The 23120-nt window shown below is 45.5% G+C and carries 7 protein-coding genes; 5 read left to right on the top strand and 2 right to left on the bottom strand.

The window, feature by feature from the left end:
- The first annotated feature begins 39 nt into the window (after positions 1 to 39).
- Positions 40 to 1089: a TMAO reductase system periplasmic protein TorT gene (gene torT, locus FKN08_RS17630; protein WP_080955920.1), complete on the top strand. Its 1050-nt coding sequence runs from the start codon at positions 40 to 42 to the stop codon at positions 1087 to 1089.
- A gap of 64 nt (positions 1090 to 1153) precedes the next feature.
- Positions 1154 to 1609, top strand: a complete 456-nt coding sequence (locus FKN08_RS17625; protein ID WP_005376571.1) for a methylglyoxal synthase — start codon at positions 1154 to 1156, stop codon at positions 1607 to 1609.
- A 77-nt stretch (positions 1610 to 1686) separates the two neighbouring features.
- Here FKN08_RS17625 and helD read toward each other — a convergent pair whose 3' ends face one another.
- The gene (helD, locus tag FKN08_RS17620; protein ID WP_047008263.1) at positions 1687 to 3756 is read right to left on the bottom strand and encodes a DNA helicase IV; all 2070 of its coding nucleotides are present in this window, start codon (positions 3754 to 3756) and stop codon (positions 1687 to 1689) included.
- 323 nt (positions 3757 to 4079) lie between these two features.
- Between helD and yccS the strand changes: the two genes are divergently transcribed.
- The 3 genes from yccS (at position 4080) to FKN08_RS17605 (ending at position 7031) form a co-directional block, all read left to right on the top strand.
- Entirely contained in the window at positions 4080 to 6233 is a 2154-nt protein-coding gene (gene yccS / locus FKN08_RS17615) for a YccS family putative transporter (protein ID WP_005396670.1), read from the top strand.
- A gap of 184 nt (positions 6234 to 6417) precedes the next feature.
- The gene (locus tag FKN08_RS17610; protein ID WP_041853076.1) at positions 6418 to 6648 is read left to right on the top strand and encodes a hypothetical protein; all 231 of its coding nucleotides are present in this window, start codon (positions 6418 to 6420) and stop codon (positions 6646 to 6648) included.
- An 80-nt stretch (positions 6649 to 6728) separates the two neighbouring features.
- Complete coding sequence (locus FKN08_RS17605; RefSeq protein ID WP_170892601.1) at positions 6729 to 7031, top strand: hypothetical protein; 303 nt, start codon at positions 6729 to 6731, stop codon at positions 7029 to 7031.
- 159 nt (positions 7032 to 7190) lie between these two features.
- Here the strand turns inward: FKN08_RS17605 and FKN08_RS17600 are convergent, their stop codons facing one another.
- Positions 7191 to 22562, bottom strand: a complete 15372-nt coding sequence (locus FKN08_RS17600) for a retention module-containing protein (RefSeq protein ID WP_170892600.1) — start codon at positions 22560 to 22562, stop codon at positions 7191 to 7193.
- Positions 22563 to 23120 lie beyond the last annotated feature (558 nt).

Below are 23120 nucleotides of genomic sequence, written 5' to 3'. Positions count from 1 at the left end.
TCATGACCTTAATGTTCGTGTTCAGCGACATATTACGTTATATTTTGCAGTGTTTACTTAATCTATGCCAACGAACTTCATTTCATGGTTAAAAATCAACACGCATTTCGCACAATTTTCAAACATTCTGCAGTCACATTAGCCCTTGTCGCTTCTTTACCAGTGGTTGCAGCAGAAAAAGTATGTGCCATTTACCCTCACCTAAAGGATTCATACTGGTTATCCGTAAACTATGGAATGGTGTCCGAAGCGAAAAAAGAAGGCGTCGAGCTGAGAGTCCTTGAAGCGGGTGGCTACCCAAACAAAACGCGTCAAGAGCAACAACTCGCACTGTGCAGCCAATGGGGAGCAGAGGCGATTGTCCTTGGGACAGTGGACCCACAAGCCTATGAACATTCGCTTAAGAATTGGGTCGGAAACATTCCTGTCTTTGCTACTGTGAACCAACTCGATCTGGATGAAGAGCAAAGTGAGCTGTTAAAAGGTACGGTCGGTGTTGACTGGCACTGGATGGGATACGAAGCGGGAAAATATCTGGCTGCTCGCCATCCAAAGGGATCAGGAAAAACAAACATTGCCTTACTTTTGGGGCCGCGTACTCGTGGAGGTACGAAGCCCGTGACTGCCGGATTTTATGAAGCGATCCAAGGAAGTGATATCAACATCGTTGACTCGTTTTGGGCAGACAACGACAAGGAGTTACAACGTAACCTGGTTCAACGTGTGATTGATATGGGAAATATAGATTATATTGTTGGCAGCGCGGTTGCGATTGAAGCCGCTATCAGTGAACTGCGTAGCGCAGGCAAAGCTGAGGAGATCGGTTTGGTTTCTGTGTACTTGAGTCATGGTGTTTACCGAGGCCTATTGCGTAACAAAGTGCTCTTCGCACCAACAGATAAAATGGTGCAGCAAGGCAGGCTTTCCGTCATGCAAGCAGCGCATTACTTAAGGGGTGAAGAGTATGACAAACATGCCTCACCAACCATCAAACCACTGACTCCCAAGACGCTTCATGACGATACGATCGAAGAATCGTTATCTCCGTCAGAATATAGGCCGACATTCCGCGTTAAGGCTGTTGATTGAAAGACAAAAAACGTGTTCTATTGAATAACAACAATTTTAAAATCATACAAACGGAAACATCTTGATGCAAAAAACCATTCGTACCATGCCAACCCACAAACATGTGGCTTTGGTTGCCCATGACAACTGCAAACCTGAGCTACTTCGCTGGGTAAAAGAAAACAAAGAAAAACTGCAGAGTCACTTTCTTTACGCGACGGGCACAACCGGGCACATGTTGAGCAAAGAAACTGGACTGGCGATTAAGAGCATGATCAGTGGCCCAATGGGCGGTGACCAACAACTTGGCGCGCTCATTTCAGAAGGCAAAATCGACGTGCTCGTTTTCTTCTGGGATCCGCTCAACGCCGTACCTCACGACCCAGACGTTAAAGCGCTTCTTCGTATTGCTAGCGTTTGGAATATTCCTGTGGCAACGAACCGAGCCACCGCTAAGTTCTTGTTTAACTCCCCTCTTCTTGAGCAAGAAGTGGATATTGAAGTACCGGATTACGAAGCGTATCTTGCTGAACGCATGTAAGCTTTGATGCCAACCGAATAACGTAAAGGCGATACTGAGTATCGCCTTTATTATTTCTAAAATTCAGAACTCTGCCTTCAACGCGAAGTGATGATCGGATAATCACCATTGACGAGCTCTTGAACAAATGCGGACCCAGCGCCAGTGTGCGTAATCCAAACTTTCTCTTTCGCACGCGTAATCGCCACGTAAAACAGCCTGCGCTCTTCTGCGTGAGGGAATTTGTCTTTGGACTCGGTCAATGCGCCATCAATGTGAATTTGCTTCTTCTTCGCAGGGAATTGCCCCTCATCCACAGAAAGAATAATAACAAAATCAGCCTCTCGCCCTTTACTCGCATGGCAAGTCATAAAACGAATATCGAGATTAGGAAAACGTCGCAACCAATCGTCATACAAGTCGGGCTTATGATAATGATTACGTCCTAACAATAAGACTGACTTGGTTTGCTTGGCTTGTTGATTCAATTGATCCAAGATCTTTTCAACTTGGTTACTTGGTGCGGTATGCACACTCTTCTGCTTACGTTGCTTGTGGCTATTTAGTGTTTTCGGCAATTGCGATGGGTTTTGCTGCACAAAAGTGTTTGCCACATCACCAATCTGATTGTTGAAACGATAAGTCGTATCTAGATGATGAACGGTAGAGTGAGCAAAGCGGTCTTTAAACCCAGTGATAAGATCGACGTCCGCACCAGCAAACTGATAGATGGCCTGCCAGTCATCACCAACCGCAAACAACGTCGCACCCGCTTGTTTCTGTGTGGATTCGCACAGTGCTTCAATCAGTGCTAAACGGTCTGGAGAGATATCTTGGTACTCATCGACCATAATGAAGCGCCATGGGGAGACAAATTTCCCTTTATTTACATAATCTGTCGCACGACTGATCATGGTAGGGAAATCCACTTGATTGCTTTCTTTAAGCATTTTCTGCCACGCAGTAAAACATGGCCAACACAAGGCGAGTTCGCTGTTTAAACGAGTATAGTCTTGGTGATTTACCAACTTTTCTTGCACTTGCTTTTTGGTTAGCCCTACCGCAGCTAAGTGAGACAACTGAGAGTCTAGCCACGCGATCAGTTTGGGGTTTTCTGAGTGACTTCCTAACTCATCGTCCCCTTTTAAATAGGCAATCGGCCATTTGTCTAAATGTTTTTGCCAACGTTTAAAGTTAGTAGGCGTCATCCAATGCTTTTTCAGCCAATCTACACACCATGCTGTTCGCTGGTTGTCATCTAACGCCAACGGACTGATCTCAACAGGCTGTTGCTCAACTTGATTGAGTATATATAAGCCTAGTTGATGGAACGTATTCACACGCACACCGTCTGCGGCCATGCCTACTTTATCCACTAAACGCTCTTTCATTTCAGTCGCGGCATCACGACCGAAAGCCAGCATAAGCAACTCTTCTGCTTGAGCCTGGTGGCTTTGCAACAAGTATGCAACTCGAGCCGTTAAAACACTGGTTTTGCCAGAGCCTGCGCCAGCAAGGACTAAGTTGTGATCATCGTTAAGCAACACCGCATATTGCTGGGATAAGTTTAAAGGCGAAGATTCTATGCGATTAAACAGCACTTCCCAATTCGGACGTTCTTCCTCAAGCCAATCACGATTACGCTCACCAAGCGTCGCAGACGTATCAATAAGCCAAGGTTCGATTTCCGCCATGCGATTCGGCATCCGCATTTTGGCTTCTTCTAGAGTGGTTTTCATTTCGCTTAACTCTTGGTTAAGACTTTCCACCCAGGAGACCACTTGAGAGTGCGATAGATAGGCAGGAAGATGCTTAAGTTTGTAGAGCTCTTCTTCCCACTTAGGTAGATACTCAGCCAGTTTTCGGCACTGAGTATTGTGCCATTCTTGATACTGACGAACAGCTTCAAGAGCAAACTTACGGCATTGTGGCCACGGTAGCCCTTGTACTAGCCAGCTTTGTTGTTTACCTTCGTGCTCATGAGCAAAAAACTGCAAAGAGCTCCATAACAACCCACGCTTTACGCTAACTTTGCCATTCCAGATCGTAAAAGGAATATGTTCTTCACTGCCTATTGAGCTTAATAAAACACTGTTCTCTTTTATTTCGACGTGATGGTACTCATTTTGAATAAAAAACTGTGCTTTGCTAGTGGCAGTGAGCTGCATGAAACGTGCGCCTTTTAATTTAGAAGTTGTCGATTTATATCATTTTAAGGCGCCAAATTGTAGCAATGGCGAGCACCTAAGTAAGCATCTTCTTTTATTCTTTAATAAAATTCACATTACTGTCGATTTAGTAACCTAAAGCTCATTCTATTTGAAGCTGACTTTACAATTATAGACACATTGCATGGCTGCTTTAGTATAAGTCAATGACATCCCTGTTGATTTTATCAGCAACAACGAATTTTTCTTAAAGTAAATCATAAACGCGCTATAGTGGGTTTGGTAGTATTCCCCCGTTCTTCATCGGAAACATAAGGCGCATTGTGCAAGCAACTTCTAAATTTCGGCTCTATTGGGCAAACAAGACCATAAATTACAGCGTTCTTATCCTAATCACCTTACTGGGTGTAGTTATCCCGACTTGGTACTTCGAGCAAAACACGCTGATCACGCCGCTAATACTGGGCGTTATTGCTGCTGCTTTGGCAGAGAGTGATGACAGCTTCACTGGACGCATCAAGGCGCTGATTCTGACCTTTCTCTGTTTTGCGCTCGCCGCTTTCTCAATTGAAATCTTGTTCGACACCCCTTGGGCATTTGCATTAGGGTTATTTATCTCAACCTTTGGTTTTATCATTCTTGGAGCGATAGGTCCTAAATACGCGAGCATTGCTTTTGGCTCTTTGCTGATCGCCATTTACACCATGCTTGGCGCACATGAGAGTACTAACATTTGGTTTCAGCCACTGCTGCTTTTAACTGGTGCGGCTTGGTATTACTTCATGTCGATGATTTGGCAGATATTTTGGCCTCTTCAGCCTGTACAACAAAGCTTAGCCAATGTGTTCTTCCAAATGGCAAATTATCTCGATGCGAAAGCCAAGCTTTTTCACCCTGTCACCAACCTAACGCCACAGCCACTTCGGATTGAAGCTGCCAAGTGCAACGCAGCGACGGTGATGGCGCTAAACGCTTGCAAAGCCACATTACTAAACCGCTCGAAACGCGGCCACATTGATGGCCCTAGTGACCGATTCTTAAATATCTACTTCATCGCTCAAGACATCCACGAACGAGTCAGCTCTAGCCATTACCGCTATCAAGATTTAGCAACTGAATTTGAACGTTCTGATGTGCTGTTTCGCTTTAAATATCTTTTGGAATCTCAAGCCCAAGCGTGTCGTGATATCGCATTAGCGATTCAGCTAGGGAATGAATACTCACATACCGATCAGTCCATTTTGGCCTTAGCTGAAGTGCAAAATTCACTTGCTTACTTAGAAGAACAAAAGCAAGGACACTGGAAACGTCTGCTAATGCAGTTAACATATTTATTCAATAACTTAGCGACGGTAGAAAAGCAACTGAATAACATTAACAACCCAGATGTCGAGGGCCTAGAGGAAGATACGCTCGCCGATACTAACCCGCACACATTAAAAGCCATGTGGCAGCGTATATCCGCGAATTTACACAAAGATTCGATGCTGTTTCGACACGCATTGCGTATGTCGATTGCCTTGACGATTGGTTATGGAATCATTCAAGTATTCAACATCGACCGAGGTTACTGGATACTCTTAACCACTCTCTTCGTGTGTCAGCCAAACTACAGTGCAACGCGTCAAAAGCTGACAGCGCGAGTCATAGGCACATTAGCCGGTTTGTTAATTGGCGTACCATTACTGACTTTCTTCCCTTCTCAAGAAAGCCAGTTAGTATTCATCGTTATTTCTGGCGTGATGTTTTTCGCCTTTCGGATGAACAATTACGGATACGCAACTGGTTTTATCACACTACTGGTCCTCTTCTTATTCAACCAGTTAGGTGAAGGTTACGCGGTTGTGCTTCCTCGACTGGCCGATACCCTCATCGGGTGTGTGCTTGCTGTAGGAGCCGTACTGGTTATTTTGCCAGATTGGCAATCGAGAAGGCTGCACAAAGTCATGTCGGATGCGATAGATGCTAACAAACAGTATCTCGATCAGATCATTGGTCAGTATCGAATTGGTAAAAAGGACAACTTGAGCTATCGCATTGCTCGTCGTCAGGCCCATAACAGTGATGCCTCACTTTCTTCTGCCATCAGTACAATGCTTGCGGAACCTGGTAAATATCGTGCTGCCGTTGATGAGAGCTTCCGCTTCTTAACGTTAAATCACGCAATGCTGAACTATATTTCTGCTCTTGGTGCGCACCGAACTCGCATTGAAGATGAGTCAATTCATAAGCTCGTTTTAGATGCGCACCGCTGTATTCATCAGCATTTAGACGTTCTCCATAAACAGCTTCACCAGCATTGCGAAGAGTGCGATTTATCTAATATTGACGATGCGGGACTTGAGCAACGCTTAAATGAGTGGCGAGATGAAGATGATAGTTCCGCTCGCATGGTATTGCAGCAACTTCACCTTATCTATCGCATGCTCCCAGAGCTACATTCACTCGCCAGTAAGTTTGCAGTGAGAGTTAACTAGTAACACACGCATATAAAAGGGAAGCGGATTGTCGCTTCCTTTTTTCTTTCTACTTTTCTATCTACCCCAAAGTGGGTAATTATGTACCTTCATAGGAAAAATCTGACGTATCACTTAACGCACCTTGACAATATTCGGACAAAAAGCAATCGATCAAATTCTAATCTATCTAGGTTGAATAAATATGTTGTATCCAAAGGACGAAGAATTTCGGGAAATGAAGGATAAACCGAATTACAACGAGGGTATTGAGATGAACGCACAACAATTTAATGAACTTAAACAAAAGCTCAGTGATTTAACGGCGAGTCAGTTGAAATCATTACAGGGTGAGATAAGCGTAAAGTTAAACAAAACACAAAACCCAGTACTTTCTGTTGAAGAAAGAGAAATGCTTTCTAAACTGTTTGCTTAATCAAATCATTGATATAAAACACTTGAACGTTTTATAAACTCCACCTATGCTCTCATTAGCATAGTATTGGGAGTGGTGATATGCCTGTATCAGGAATTCAATCTGGGCACCAAATTGTTCAGATGTCACAGCAGATGGCTGAAAAAGCCGCGCATGGCATTAATGATAATTTAGGTAAAGTGAAAGAAGAAATCGCTTCTCACAACATCGATTTGGCTAAAGTGGCAGATGTCACAATAACCGCTTCAACTCCTAGCCTCCCCTCTCAAAAAGTTGAATCACTCATCAACCTTACGCAAGCTGCAGGTTACAACCGAGTGGGTGCGTCCGTCATTGAGAAAAACAATGAAGTCATTGGCAGCTTACTCGATATTCACGTCTAAAACTTCTTAGTTCCGACCTGTCACTACAAATCCGTAACAAGCCCTCTTTTGCTACCTAATGTTGTGCTATTTCGATTCAATAAGTCTCGATAAAAACCAATAACTCCCAATAAAAACGGACGCCTTGTTAAAGCCGCCCGTTTTATGTTGAATCCAAATTTATCCGTTATCAATAACACCATGATTCAGCAATGACTCTACAATCTCATTGGAGCTAAGACCGTTGAAGTCTATCGATGTACCTAAGTTTTCCACCACAATGGTTTGCTGGACATTTGCATCCGTCGTAATGTTCAGAGAAACATTTTCTGTTGATGCGTCGTAATCGGCTTGAATGTGCGCAAGTAAATCATCAATACCCGCCGTTGGGTCATTCAAATCAGCGATCACGTCTTTGAGGTCAATGGTGTCCTCATTGACGCTAAAGTCAGTGATGGTGTCAATCGCACCATTATCCACCGTGTCTTCTGTCCATTTAAAGATATCGCTACCCGCACCACCAGTCAGAATATCAGAGCCTAGTCCGCCGATAAGCACGTCATCTCCATCTCCTCCTAGGATATAATCATCTCCCGTACCTGCTGCTAAAGTAATGCCTGCATCACTACCAATAAGATAGCTGTCTTCACTTTCAGCAGACTGATCTATATCTTGACTATTTAGTGTAACGTTTAGATTAATATCTAATGGCGTTGAATACGCTTGGTCACCATTTGATGCTGTAGAAACCGCAGTCAATGTAATATCGTAATCTCCCGGGATCGCATTATTGATATGTAGCGTATCAATTTCATCTTCTGGAACAGTCCATGTTGTACCATCAAAGCTGATATTCGATGTTGTAGCTTCACTCGTGATAGTGGCTCCTCTTGGCACGCCAGTGAGCTCTAAGGCCAGTACTTCATCGACATCGGTCAATGCCGCCATAATACCCACCAGCGCGATGCCTTGACGGCTTGCACTTTGACTCGCGCTAATTCTTTGAATGTAACTAAAGTTCTGATCAATGGCCAAGTTTGGTACGTCAGCGACAGGCGTTACGTTAATATCAAACGTTTCTGATGTTTGTAGTGAGGTACCCGTTAAGTTGTCATAGAAGATACCGTTGTCATCAGCGGTAACCGTAAGCGCAATAGAATTGCTGTTCACGTCACTGGCATCAATAAATACACCGACATCCGGCTCCGTCGAAGCGAAAAGACTATTAAGCTGAGACAAAGTCCCCATCAGTACAGTTTCACCTGCTAAACCAACGCCTTGAGTAATGCCACTCCCCGCCGGGACAACGACACTTATATCACCCTCATCGATGCTGAGTGACACCGTCATGATTTCATTCTCATGAACACCTGCAAAATCAACATCGGTAATTTCGATACCTGAGATTTTTTGATCCGATGACTCCACAATCATATTTGTGACCATTGAGCCATCAATCTCCGGAGCATCGTTAATCGCCTGCACTGTCATCACGGCTGAGCCACTGACGGTCTTCGGATCCGAGACGCCATTGGTCATGCCATCATCCGTAATATCGTAATTAAAGCTTACATCCCCGTAAAAATCAGGAGCAGGTTCAAAGCTCCACTCCGTTGAGCTCAGTTGAGTAAGCGTCCCTGCTGCAGGGTCGACAAGCGTAACATTGCTAACGGTTAAATTGTCCGACTCAATATCAACCGCATTAACCAGCAAGTCCTCTGCGGTAACAATAACAGCGCCGCTGTCTTCATCAATACTTGTCAGCGTCACTTCAGATGTTGTTGGCGCATCGTTCACCTCTGTGACTTCAATTACAAATTGGCTGCTATTTGAATTGAGTGTTTCATCGACACCGCTAATCACAATCCCTTCGTTGCCTTGGTCATCGACAGTGATATCGACATTGACGTTACCAAAGAAGTTAAGCGCTGGGTTAAACTCCACTAAACCATCAGCGATAGCGGCGTTAAGGTCAGATACGGTTCCTTTCAGTTCAATTGAACCCGTGCCGTCTCCAGAAACCGTCAATCCGTAATTGGCAATAATCGATGGATCGAGCGCCAAGTAACCGCTATCGACAGCAATATTTAAGACATACTCTGCGGTAGGATCATCAAGTACCGCATCCACATCCGAAATACCAAATGTATCCAGCAGGATAGCGTTGTCTTCTGGTGTTTCAACGTCAATGACATTCACTAAGTCCGGTCGATCATTCACCGCTTCAACATCAACAGCTACGTCAAACTCCTCGGCTGAACCTAAATTTTGGCGACCATCTAGCCCCGTATCAACAGCTTGCACTTTGAAATGCAGTGACCCACCCCATGAGTTATCGTTGCGGTCACCAGAATTAAAGACCACTTGATCCAAATCTTGAGCATCAATTTCTAATACGAAGACGCCATTTCCTTGGTCAGTAAACACCGTTCCATCAGGTAATGAAACACTCGCCCCATCTGGCACATTTGAAATTTCAACTCTCAGCGTCTCCGGATCATTTTCCTGGTAGGTTGCGCCATCTCCGATGGACTCTTTGTTATCAACCACTAACGCATTAACGTTGATAACAATATCTTCTCCCTCATTCCCCGCAGCTGAAGTATCGGGATTCACATCAACATCATCGCCAATAGGATTCACAACCAGCGTAAAGTTATTAGTTCGCTCAGTTGGTACTTGTAACAATTCTTCTTGGATGAACACGGTAATGCCAATCTCTGCCTCGCCACTGAAGTTTTTCGGCGGTTTGATTTGGATGTCACTCAAATCAACGGATGTCTGAGTAAGGTCTTTTAGCTGAATACTCCATTCTCCTCCGCCGTTGTTCTTAACAACATAATCAGAGGAATTGGATTGCACGACAAAATCATCAGGGATCCCTGTTAACTTGAGTGAAACGAAACTTTCAGAGCCATCATTATCGTTTAAGCTGATCGAAACCCCAGAGCCTGATTGATTCAACGAAATTAAAGTATCTTCGTCACCAACCACGGTAATTGGCTTCGTAGGATCGGCACCTGTAATCGTAATATCGTCCACCACTGGCGTAACTTCGAATGTCACGTCATCAGTAAAAGTTCTTATATCGATATTATCGCCAGGGTTATTTAGGATAGACTGATCAAATACAGCCTCGTCCGTGATCTCTCCTTCGATATTAATCTTGACGGTGTTTTGTCCCCCACCTACGGGATAATTTTCTTTCGGCTTAAACAGAACATTATCAAGCGCACCCGCTAAAATTTCTGCTTCATTAAACTCAATACTTGTCCCTAAGCTATTGCCATTTGCGTCAACAAACTCCCCCAGTGTTGTGTCATCGAGCTCTAACTTGATATTCGTTAGCGTTTCCTGACCACCTTGGATATTGTTATAACGGTCAGCAAAATCGACATTTAGATTAAGTTGGATTAAACCATCTTCATAACCCACACCATCCGCCGTTGGTACATCGTTATTTAGGTCATTAACTGGTTGTTTGTTAGCGTCTAAACCGAGAGTACCTGTGATATCCACTGTCACATTTGGTGTAACATCACCATCTAATGGCTGATCACCCGCCGAACTCGGAACATCTGCAATCGGTAAAACCTGAACTGGAATTCGCACGTTGTTTTCTTTTTCGTCGCCAGACTCTGTGTCTTTGGTGACAAACCTCACAGGCAATTCGAAATCACCAGCGTAATCTTCTGCCAAGTGCATCGTTAAACCGTCCAAACCTGTGATATTGCCACTAGAATCAATATCTGCTTGGAAAACGTATTTACCATTGACAAAATCGATATCAGTGCCTGTTATCACCAAGCCAGGAGGAATACCGGGTGCAGATGGATCAATAACAACAGTCAAAACATCTTCCACACCATCCGCATTAATCGCATCGACTTTCGACGTCAATTGAGTGCCAAGGTCGATCGCATTATCTTCCGATGCTTCAATTTGGACGTCATCAGCCACCTGAATTTCAGCGGCAACACTTGTTTGCGGCGTGAGAACCGTCGGAAACTCAAGTGTCACGTCAGTTTCTCTTACTACTGTTGCGTCTTTTTCAACGGCATCTTCACCTAAATCGTTGACCTCGGCATAGATGGTTAATCCAATTTGAGATAGACCGCCGTTGTCACCATCATCGCTGTCGTCGTTTGGCGTTAAATCAAGACCCGAAGGCGCTTTAATCGAGAAGTTTTCTTCGTCAATGACTGTCCATCGACCGCCGCCTTCGTTCAATGCACCAACAATGACCAATTGATTGAGAATCTCAGGGTCGACATTGTGGAACTGAACAACAAGCTGAGTCACCACTTCATCTGAAGAGGCGTCAAACTCTTGGTATTTGATGATATTCGCACCAGACTCCCCACCCGTTGAAGTATTGATCGTAAAATCAATGTTCCCTTGACCGTCTGACTTCACGATGTCAGTGACAACGTCAGTGCTTTCAGTAACAAGCAAACGTGTCTGGGCGTCTAGCGATCCTGTTGTATTTTCTGGCTCAACGATTGGATTGACTTGGACATGCACCATGCCATTGATGGTTTTTTCTGCAATTCCCTGCCCTGGATTAGAAGCATCGACATATTCGTGGTCAATCTCTTTCACCGTCACCGTAGTATTCAAATCAAAGTCAGTACTAGAGTCTTGCTCTAATTGCACCTGGACATACCCGCTTTGAGAGATTCGAGCAGAAAAGTCTTGCTCCGACTCGTTCGCTAGTGGCGAAAGTATTAATGTTCCAGAAACCAATGTTTGTGCTACGCCATCGACATAAACCGTGCTGCCTGGAGGAAATCCAGAAATCGTCACATCACTAAAGAACTCGTCTGTATCAGGGCTTTGAGCCAACGTTGGCTTCCAATCAATATTAAAGCGTGTATCTTCATCACCTTCTGATTGAACCGTGTAGTTATCTTGCGCATCAATGACAGGAGCGACAATAATTCGGATCTCACCCGATGAGGTTCGACTGTGACCATCATTCTCTGTGACGATCGTCGTCGCTGTAATATGAATGTTCTCCGTCGATGACGCTTCCGGTTTAATAACAATTCCAGAATTAATATTCGCCGTGGTGATATTGGCTTCATAGATTGGCTGATTTTGCGCGTCATAGCCTACAAAGGTCAGATCGACGGATGCACCATCGCTATCAAATACCTCGACACCTGCCGGAATATTGGACAGCAGAACCGTAACCGACTCTGAGTGATCATTCGGGTTATCTGGTAACTCGCCAGAGATGACACTAAAGCCCAACTCTACTTGACCATTCTCATCGATATTAGTCTCAATACCTCTTACATTGCCGTCATTAAACTCATGCCAGATCCCTGATTTATCATTCAGCTCAATAAATGGTATGTCAGCTACGCCTTTCACACCGACGATCACTGTTTTGCTGCCTAGTGACAAAATATCTTCGGCAACCCCATTAGATAACGATGCCGTGTCTTTGACGATACCTTCAACGTTGAAAGTAAAGTCATCATTGCTGTGCAACGGAGGAAGCACTTCGACGTTGGCTAACTCAGATTCTGGCACTTCGTAATAGAGTACATTACCGCTTGAATCGGTCACTTCTACGATTTGGCTTGGGTTTGCTGAATCAAGCCACACTAACGTAACGCCATCAATTGAGAAGTCAGAAATACGCACAAACAGTGCTTCAGAACCATCTAAATCCGCAGACGGCTTCATGGTAATCACTTCACTTAACTGAAGTGGATCATGATCCGTGACAGGATTGACGGTGTCTTGAGTTCGAGCGTTATCCTCAAAGACATTGATTCGGTTGACCGTAAAACTACCTGGGTCCGCGATTGGGTTAACATCAATGATGATAGTTTCTGTCTCTGAACGTGCCGTTTCCTTTCCTGATAACGGATTATTGTTTTCTGTCGTAATCGCGGTTACATCAATCTTGATTTCGCCCGAGAAATTATCGATTGCGTCAATTTGAACGTCACCAATTCGGCTGGCATCTACGAGATAAACACCACCAGTTTGTGGAATCGCACTACCATCCGAATATACTAACTCTGCGTTACCTTCCCCTTGTGTAAAGACGAGCTCGTACACTATATCTTCAGGATTACTAGTATCCTGAGTTTCCGCCGTGATATTAAGTGCGACGTTGTTCCCGTCTTCATCGACAGAATAGTTAAACTCGCTGCTCGTCGTCCAAGTCGCAATATCTGCAACGGCAGCAACTTCAATGTCTAAACGACCATTAATCGTATGATCTGGCGTACCATTGTTAAGAATTTCCACACGGATACGAGGATCGATACCAGAAGCATCGGTTGATGTATGACGATCTGGTACGAAGTACAAGTTATCTAACGAGACAAGCTCGCCACTAAATGATTGCTCGACATTCGAGGCATCGAGAACAACCGTATCGCCTACTGGTGTCAGTTCAATGAAGTTACCGCTGCCATCTCGGTAATAGAACGTACCGTTGTGCGTGCTTGCATCTCGAATCGTGATGTCACCTAAGCTTTCGTTACGATCGATATCATGCAAATCGATAACCAAATCGACTTTCGCCGGCGTCACATCCAGCGTCGACAAGTTGTCCTGCGTATTTGCAGAGTCAACGCCCACAACGACACCATCACGCCCTTGGTCCTCGAACGCAGTAACGGTAGACGTGTCAATTTGCGCATTGCGGTCTCTTATCGAGATATCCACATCGGCATCAGCAATGTCGCCATCACCATCGGTTGCAACAACGTTGATGGTGAAATCAATCGAGTCGGTTTCGGTATGGTCAAGATCGTCATTAGGACGGAATGACACACTGCCATCAGTTCGGACAACCAAACGACCGATTTCAGTATCCACTCCGTCAAGAACCTTGTGAACAAATACGACTTGGTCGCTGCCGTTCAAATCGACAGAATCAGAATCAACACCGTTTTGCTTAAAGTAAATGCCTGAATCATCAGCCGAAAATGAAGTCACTTGTGCGCCGTCAGCACCAAGATCGTCATCACCTTCTACAGGGTCTTGGAATAAGTGAACCGTGCGGCTGCCTTGCCCCTCAACACGCGAAATAGATGCATCGTACAAGGTTGGAACATCATCGGTGATCGTCACTGGTAAGTTAATACCTGCCGTATCGCCATCGACATCGGTCGCAAAGACGGGAAGATCGAGTATGAGAGTATCTTCGCCTTGGGTTGAGTGGTCTAGCGCCCCCTCGAGTGTAAACTTGTAAGAGCCGTCAGCGTTCAAAACTAGCGTGAATACTGAGTTTCCATCCGGAGTCTGCCCTTGATAAGTGTAGTTGTTGTTGCTTACTGCAGTTTGAACTAACGTCACCGCAAGACCACCTGAAGTGACTCCCGGGATCGGGTTAGATGTCAGGTCCAGTTGGTAAGAGACAACGGTATCTGCCCCTTCCACCGTATCGAAATTACCCGTTGCTTCAAGGCTGTCTTTGTTGGTTGCCTGAGAGCCATTAGCGAGGTCATCCTCATCAACAGCCAAAGCATCTGCTGATTTAATTTCGGGAATGTCATCAACCACGGTAATTGGAAGATTCAGTGATGATGACGTGTCACCATCAAAATCTGTGACTGTAATTGGGATATCAATGACAAGGTTGTTTTCACCTTGAACAGCGTCATGGTCGATTGGTCCCAACAGTTCAAATTGGTAACTGTCATTATTCGCATCAAGAGACAGCGTGAAGATCTTAGTTGATGTGCCAGTAATCACCGCTTCGTAACTGGTTACACCACCAACCGAGCTCACCACATTCAACTCAATGCTGCTGCCGTTCGAAGTTAAGCCAGACACAACGGCATTGAGATCAGAAATTTGGTAGCTGACAATCTCATCTGCGCCATCAACGACTTCAAATCCGCCAGTCAGTACCGTCGAATCGCCACTTGTCGTGTCAGAGCCACCAGCAATATCATCTTCATCAACGGTTTGTTGGCTAGAGTCTGTCACTTTCACAATCGCTGGAACATCGTCCACCACAGTGATCGGCAAGGTGATGTTATTGGACACATCGCCGTCAAAATCGGTCGCGTTGACTGGGAAGTTGATGACTAACGAGTTTTCATCGTTACCCGCAGGATGATCAAGTGCACCCAACAGTTCAAATTCATAGCTGTCTGCTGAACCATTTAGCGTCAGTTTAAAGACGGTATCCGTCGTACCTTGAACATAGGCTCGGTACTCAATCACACCATTTGAATTTGAGAACTCAACCAATTCAAGCGGCTGACCGCCTGAGGTAAGTCCTGATACAGGTGACGTCAAGCTATCCAACTGGAAGCTAACGATAGAATCAGCACCATCCGTAACGTCAAAGTTGCCGCCAATGATATTGGATTCTGGCGTATCGTCTGAACCTTGGCTTGGAATATCATCCTCATCCACAGACAAGGTACTACCAGAGCTAATAGCATCAATGGTTGGCTTGTCATCTACGATCGTCACTGGCAAGGTCGCAGTGATGGTATCGTTGTCGCCATCTGTAATCTTCACAGGTAGATTCAACAAAATCTCATCAGAGTTAACCGCGTGATCTAACTGACCAGATAACTCAAAGTCGTATTTACCATCTTGATGAAGTGTCAACGTGAAGACAGTCACTCCACCCGGAGCTTGTCCCACGTAAACAAGCGCATCAGCAGTTGAAGCACCAACGTCTTGAGAAAGTGTTACCTCTTCTCCACCCGATTTCAGATTCGGGATAGGATTTGAGCTCAGATCCAATTCGAACGCATCAATACCATCTGCGCTAGTAACGTCAAATTCACCTGATACCTTTAATGGCTCTATAGTGCCATCAGAACCAAGAGGTAAATCATCTTCGTCGACACGTACACTTTCAATGTTGGTAACAACCGGAACATCGTCCACAACGGTAATTGGCAATGTGAAGGCTGGTGAAGTATCACCATCATTGTCCGTCACCGTCACAGGAAGGTTAATAATGATCTCGTTTTGCTGGTTACCATCTGGGTGATCAAGCGGCTTCTGTAAATCGAACTCGTAGGAATTGTTCGTTGCATCCAACGTCAGTTCGAACACCACTTCAGCAGGATTGCCAGCGATACCTTGGTATACGTTCACGCCGTTTGTACTAGAAGACAAAACTAAGGTGATAGCGTCACCATCTGAAGTCAGTGACGCAACAGGCGTTGTCAGATCACTGAGCTGAATAGAAGCAACTTGGTCAGCACCTTCGGTGATATCAAAAGTACCTGAAATAACAGTATCTTCTGCACTTGCAGCATCTGTACCTCCTGGTAGGTCATCTTCATCAACGGTTTGTTCGCTGCCTGCTAGTAAACCATCAATGGTCGGAACATCATCCACAACCGTAATTGGTAAGGTGATGCTGTTCGACACGTCTCCATCAAAGTCCGTCGCGTTTATCGGTAAATTGATGACCAGTTCATTTTGGCCATCAGCATTTGGATGATCGAGAGGAGCAAGCAAATCGAACGTGTAGCTGTCATCAGAGGCATCGAGGGTCACACGGAATACTGGTGTCGTCGTGCCATCAATACGAGCTTCGTAAACTGAAACGCCACCTGCGTTTGATACTTCAACCATAACCAGTGATTGACCACCAGAGGTCAGGCCTTGTACTGGCGTGGTTAGGTCAGAAACACCATACTCTACAATGCCATCAGAGCCATCAGTCGCGATGAAGTTACCGGCAATGCTGTTCGACTGCGTACCATCAGATCCGACTGTTGGGATATCGTCCTCGTCAACCGTTTGCACACTGGTTGCTTCGATGCCACCAAGTGTCGGCTTGTCATCAACGATCTTGACAGGAATTGTCTCAGCAAAGGTGTCGCCATCAAAGTCTGTCGCAATAATTGGGAAATTGAGTGTCAGCTCATCGCTATCAACAGCATGGTCGATTGGCCCTTCAAGCGTAAACTGATAGCTACCATCAGTATTCACCGTCAGCGTAAAGACCGTTTCAGAACCCGCTGTTGCTTTATAGGTAAAGCTTCCATCGCCGTTTGCGGTTTCAGCCAATGTAACTGCCACGCCTTGTGATGTGAGTCCAGCCACCGGTGTTGCAGAAGCATCAAGCTGATAGCTCACCACTCGGTCAGAGCCTTGCGTGGTGGTGAAGTTGCCATCGATTGAAATCGGGTCAGTTTGGTCTGAGCCAATCGTGGCTAAATCATCTTCATCCACGGTAATCGCATCGACATCAGTAATAGTCGGCTTGTCATCGACGATGGTGACTGGGATCGTTTCTGTGGTGGTATCACCATCAAAATCTGTCGCGATGATTGGGAAGTTCAGCGTCAGCTCATCACTACCTGTTGCATGGTCAATTGGACCTTCAAGCGTGAAGTTGTAACTGCCGTCGCTGTTCACCGTCAAGGTAAATACGGCTTCTGATCCTGCGGTAGCGGTATAGGTGAAACTGCCATCCGCATTCTCGCTTTCCGTCATTGTCACCACTACCCCGTGTGAGGTTAAGCCATTAATAGGATTAGAGGACGCGTCTAACTGATAACTCACAACATGATCAGAACCCATCGTGACAAAGTGACCATCAATCGACACGGACTCGTTTTGATCAGAGCCAATCGTAGCCAAGTCATCTTCATCCACGCTGATCGCATCAACATTAGTGATGCTTGGCTGATCATCAACAATAGTGACAGGCAGTATTTTAGTTGAAGTGTCGCCATCAAAGTCTGTTGCGATAATCGGGAAATCGATTTGTAGGCTGTCGCTATTCATCGCATGGTCTAGTGGACCTAGCAGAGTAAAGGTGTAGCTGCCATCTGGCTTCAGCACTAATTCAAATACGGCATTGCCATCCGCTGTTGCAGTGTAAGTAAAGCTACCATCACCGTTTGCCGTCTCAGCAAGCACGACAGATTCACCATGAGAGGTCAACCCTGCTACTGGATCTGCTGTTGCATCAAGCTGGTATTTAACAACGCTGTCCGAGCCTTCTGTCGTACTAAACGAACCAGACATAAACGCATCATCGTTTTGGTCTGAGCCAATTGTGGCGAGATCATCTTCGTCTACTGTCAGTGGAACAACGTTGTCGATGCTTGGAACGTCATCAGTAATGGTGACTGGAATGGTCGCAGTAGTCGTGTCACCATCAAAATCCGTCGCAATGATTGGGAAGTTCAGTACTAACTCATCGCTGTTTAACGCATGGTCGACCGGCCCTTCCAGACGGAAGTTGTATGTGCCGTCAGCATTCACATTCATGGTGAAGACAGGGTTACCATCCGCGGTAGCAACGTAAGTAAAGCTGCCATCGGCATTCGCAGTCTCTACCAAGGTAACAGGCTCACCTTGCGAAGTTAACCCCGAAACAGGATCAGCCGTTGAGTCAAGTTGGTAGCTCACCACACGGTCTGACCCTTGAGTGGTCGTGAACGCACCTTCTACATAAACAGCGTCGCTTTGGTTTGAGCCAATACCTGAGAGATCATCTTCATCCACAGCCAGAGGCACAACATTATCGATGATTGGCGCATCATCCGTGATCGTGACTGGAATGGTCGCCGAAGTCGTATCACCATCAAAGTCGGTGGCAATAATTGGGAAATCAATCGTCAGGCTGTCGCTGTTGGCGGCATGGTCAATCGGGCCTTGCAGCGTAAAGTCGTACGTACCATCTGTTGCGACATTCAACGTGAAGACAGGATTGCCGTCAGCGGTGGCCACATAGGTAAAACTGCCGTCACCATTCGCGGTTTCCACCAAGGTAATCGCCTCACCTTGAGATGTCAGCCCCGCAACAGGATCTGCTGTTGAATCCAGTTGGTAGCTCACCACTCGGTCAGAGCCTTGTGTGGTCGTAAACGCGCCTTCAACGAACAGATCGCCGCCTGGGTCTGAGCCCACACCGCTAAGGTCGTCTTCATCGACACTCAACGCATCCACCGCTGTAATGGTCGGTACATCATCAACAATCGTGACTGGAATGGTTTCAGTAACGGTGTCGCCATCAAAGTCGGTTGCGATAATTGGGAAGTTAAGTGTCAACTCGTCACTATCAACCGCGTGATCAATCGGCCCTTCTAGCGTGAAGTTGTAAGATCCATCAGTATTCACTGTCAGCGTAAAGACCGCTTCAGAGCCCGCGGTTGCTTCGTAGGTAAAGCTGCCATCACCGTTTGCAGTTTCAGTTAATGTGACCGCCACACCTTGCGATGTTAAACCGTCAACTGGTGTTGATGAGCCATCTAACTGGTAGCTCACCACTCGGTCTGAACCTTGTGTGGTGGTGAAGTTACCATCAATAGAAATTGGATTGCTTTGGTCTGAACCGATTGACGCTAGGTCATCTTCATCAACCGTAATGGCATCTACGTCAGTAATAACTGGCTTATCGTCCACGATGGTGACCGGGATTGTGGCATTTGTGGTGTCACCATCAAAGTCGGTCGCGATGATTGGGAAGTTGAGCGTTAACTCATCACTATCAACAGCATGATCGATTGGGCCTTCAAGCGTGAAGTTATAAGAGCCATCAGTGTTCACTGTCAGTGTAAAGACCGACTCGGTGCCTGCTGTTGCTTGATAGGTAAAGCTGCCATCACCGTTTGCGGTTTCAGTCAGCGTGACTGCCACGCCTTGTGATGTAAGGCCGTCCACTGGTGTTGCAGAAGCATCAAGCTGATAACTTACCACTCGGTCAGAGCCTTGTGTGGTGGTGAAGTTACCATCAATAGAAATCGAGTCAGTCTGGTCCGAACCAATCGTGCCTAAATCATCTTCATCAACGGTAATCGAATCAACATCGATAATGGTCGGCTTATCATCCACGATGGTAACAGGCAATACGATTTGGCTTGTGTCACCATCGAAGTCTGTAGCAATAACGCTAAAATCAAGGGTTAAGCTGTCGCTATTTGCCGCATGGTCAATTGGACCTTGCAGCTCAAAACTGTACGAGCCGTCGGTAGTCAAAATTAATGTGAAAACTGCACTGCCATTTGCCGTTGCGCTGTAGGTGTAACTGCCATCTGCATTTTGCGTTTCGGCAATGGAAACGGTTTGACCTTGAGATTGCAGGCCATTTAAAGGATCAGCGTTTACATCCAACTGATACTGTACGACGCCATCAGAACCCTGAGTCGTCGTGAACTGACCTTCAACCTGAGTTGGCTGTGATTGGTCAGAGCCTACCGAACTTAAGTCATCTTCATCGACGTTAAGAGCGACAACGTCGGTAATGGTTGGCACATCGTCAGCAATGGTTACCGGTAGAACAAGTGAACTGGTGTCACCGTCAAAGTCCGTTGCGACAATAGTAAAGTCTAGAGTTAAGCTATCGCTACCAACAGCATGATCGATTGGACCTTCAAGGGTAAATGAATAAGAACCGTTAGGATTCACTTGTAAGGTGAAGATAGCATCCCCTTCTGCCGTTGCAGAATAGGTAAAGCCGCCATCTGAGTTGGCTGTTTCCGTCAGAGAGATAGATCGACCCTGTGATTCCAACCCATTGAGTGGGTCAGTGCCGCTTTCTAATTGATAACTTACGACACGGTCTGAGCCCTGAGTCGTCGTAAAGTTGCCTTGCGCGAGCACAGAGTCGCTTTGATCGGAGCCGATGCTTGATAAATCGTCTTCATCGACGGCTAGTGCCTCAACGCCATCAATCGAAGGAACGTCATCTTGAACTTGAATGACAATTTGCGCTGCTTCTGGAGTGTTTGAACCGTCGGTAATCGAGGAGCGGTCGCCATCTGCATCTACCGCGTAAACTGGCAGTGAGAAAGTAAGCGAGTCATCGTTGGCACCCGTATGGTCGAGTTGTTCATACAAGTTGAATTGGTATTCGCCCAATGCAGGCGCATCAATCGCCACATCAAATACGGTGATACGCACGCCATCCAGCTCGATGAAACCTTCGTAAGTGCGCACGCCGTTATTCTCGGACGCAAGTTCCAGTTGAACAACCTGCCCTTGAGATTGGAGTTCTCCACCAACGTTAAACTCTGTAGGTTCCAACTCATAGTGGTCAATGATGTCACTACCGACCGCTGTCGTGATCGACCCAGAGCCACTTGTTACTGCCGCGCCTTCCTGTGAACCTTGGTCAACCCCCGCCTCGTCTAAAGACAATCCCGTCACGTTTTCAATCACTGGATTATCGCCATCAAGGATGGTCATCGTAAAGGTGTTGCTTGCCGTATCTTGGTCGAAATCGACGATTGTGGTTGGCAAAGAGAGCTCAATCGTATCTTCACCGTTTGTTTGTTCTAACGGCTTAAATTGCTCAAATTGGTAGGTACCATCAGTGTTAAGACTGATAGTTAAAACGGTTTCATTAGAGCCCGCAATGGACAAGGTGATAGTGCTGCCGTCTTCAGAGAGTACCGCCTCTGTTGCCTGATTATCACTCAATAGGCCATCAAATTGACTAAGTCCTTCTTGATTAAATGTGACCGTTGCCAATTGATCACTACCAATATCAACAAAAGTGCCAGTAATCGGAGTAGAAGAAGATTCAACGTTTTCGAAAGTAACGTTTTGCGGCGCCGGATCATCGCCATCAATAACAGTTGTCGTGAAATCGATAGGTGCTTGAATGCTGTTACCACCAATATCTGCGCCTGTAATGTCAAAAGCGATATTGATTTGATCACTGACGATCGATACTTGGCCATCAGAAACAGACGCGACATGGTCAATGCCCTGGCTAATCGTGGTAACGACCTCTAACTCTAAATCACGGCCTAAAGATGTCGCTTCGATCTCTATACGAAGCACTTCGTTACCTTCTTGAGTGCCGATAATGGCATTTTGCGCTTCGTCATAAACGAACGCCACTGGCTGACCAGCAGAGGTAATATCACTATTTAGCTCGGTTAACAGAGACTCTAATGAGGACGTTTCAGGTACAAATGAAGCGGTATCAAGTGCGAGATCCCCTGCTTCAATCAGCACACTAGAAGAAATGGTTTGCGGGTAGCTTGATAGAGAAATTGAGCCTTCTGTTACGCTAGATTGCAGTGATTGTCCGCCATCGGCAAAAATAGTGACATCTAAATCATCAGCTTCATCGCGTTCTTCTACACCGCTACGAGTCGCTGACGTCTCAAAAAAGGTGGAGGCAAGTACTTCCGGATTATTATATTCAACGGTCACATAGCCAGCATTGGCTGAGCCTTCAGCGCCAGCACCAGCAGCCGTTGCTTCCAAAATAGCAGTCGGGTCAGCACCATCTAAAATGGCCTGTTGGATAGCCGCGACATCATTAGCGTCAAAGTTAGCACCTTCGATAGCTGTTGGATCGAAAGTAACCTGGCCATTAACTGGAGATTGCAGCAAGGTTTCTGGTTGTTCAAAAGAAGGTTCTGGAAGGCACGCGACACAATTAGCATCAACCAGATACAGCTCATTATGTATCTGTACATCAAGAGAAGCGTTATTTTCAGTAATGATCACTTCGCCAGATATTAACTCATCCCCCGCTTTTATAGACCTGGCTTTTCCATCCAGACCTAAAACCAAGACTTCACCTTTGACGGCATTTACAATCGCGTTCTGCGGCACGGTTTGCGTACTCATCTGACCTCCGCTAATGGCCTACGTTTCCCATTAACCTTTTTAGATAGTTTTGAAATGATTTAGTGCGGCATACTGCACACCTTTAGACGATTAGACTAAGTATCAACTCATTAAACAATCGATAAATGGCGCACTAATGAGCAAAGTAAGTAAAACTTACTAGTAGTCACAGAAATGTGACACATGTCCTAACGCCGCAATATCGATTAATCATATGAAATTGATACCTTATTCCGTATAAGTGTAGTCGTTTTAAAAAAGAAGATAGATGAAAACGCTCAGCTAAACGCCAAACTACCGGTTGCAATCAATAATGGAAGAAAAGCAATAAGAATGTTGTATACACCTGAACGTGATGACAACTTAATCAATATTGGTGACGAGAAAAACGTGACGATTAAATATTGAATGACATAAATCGTTGGACAAAATATAACCATGAAAATGTGGCTCACAATATGAATTCCCGAGCACCACGAATTCGGCTTTGTCCTGATATACAGTAAAAAAAATACGAGCAAGCTAATAAGAAAATACATAAACATCACACTTGAAAAT

Origin of the sequence: Vibrio sp. 1-2 (7-a), assembly GCF_013048515.1 — a bacterium.
In the GTDB taxonomy this organism is placed as follows: domain Bacteria; phylum Pseudomonadota; class Gammaproteobacteria; order Enterobacterales; family Vibrionaceae; genus Vibrio; species Vibrio diabolicus.
Note: the sequence above shows the minus strand (reverse complement) of the source record. Positions and strands in the feature narration are given on the sequence as shown.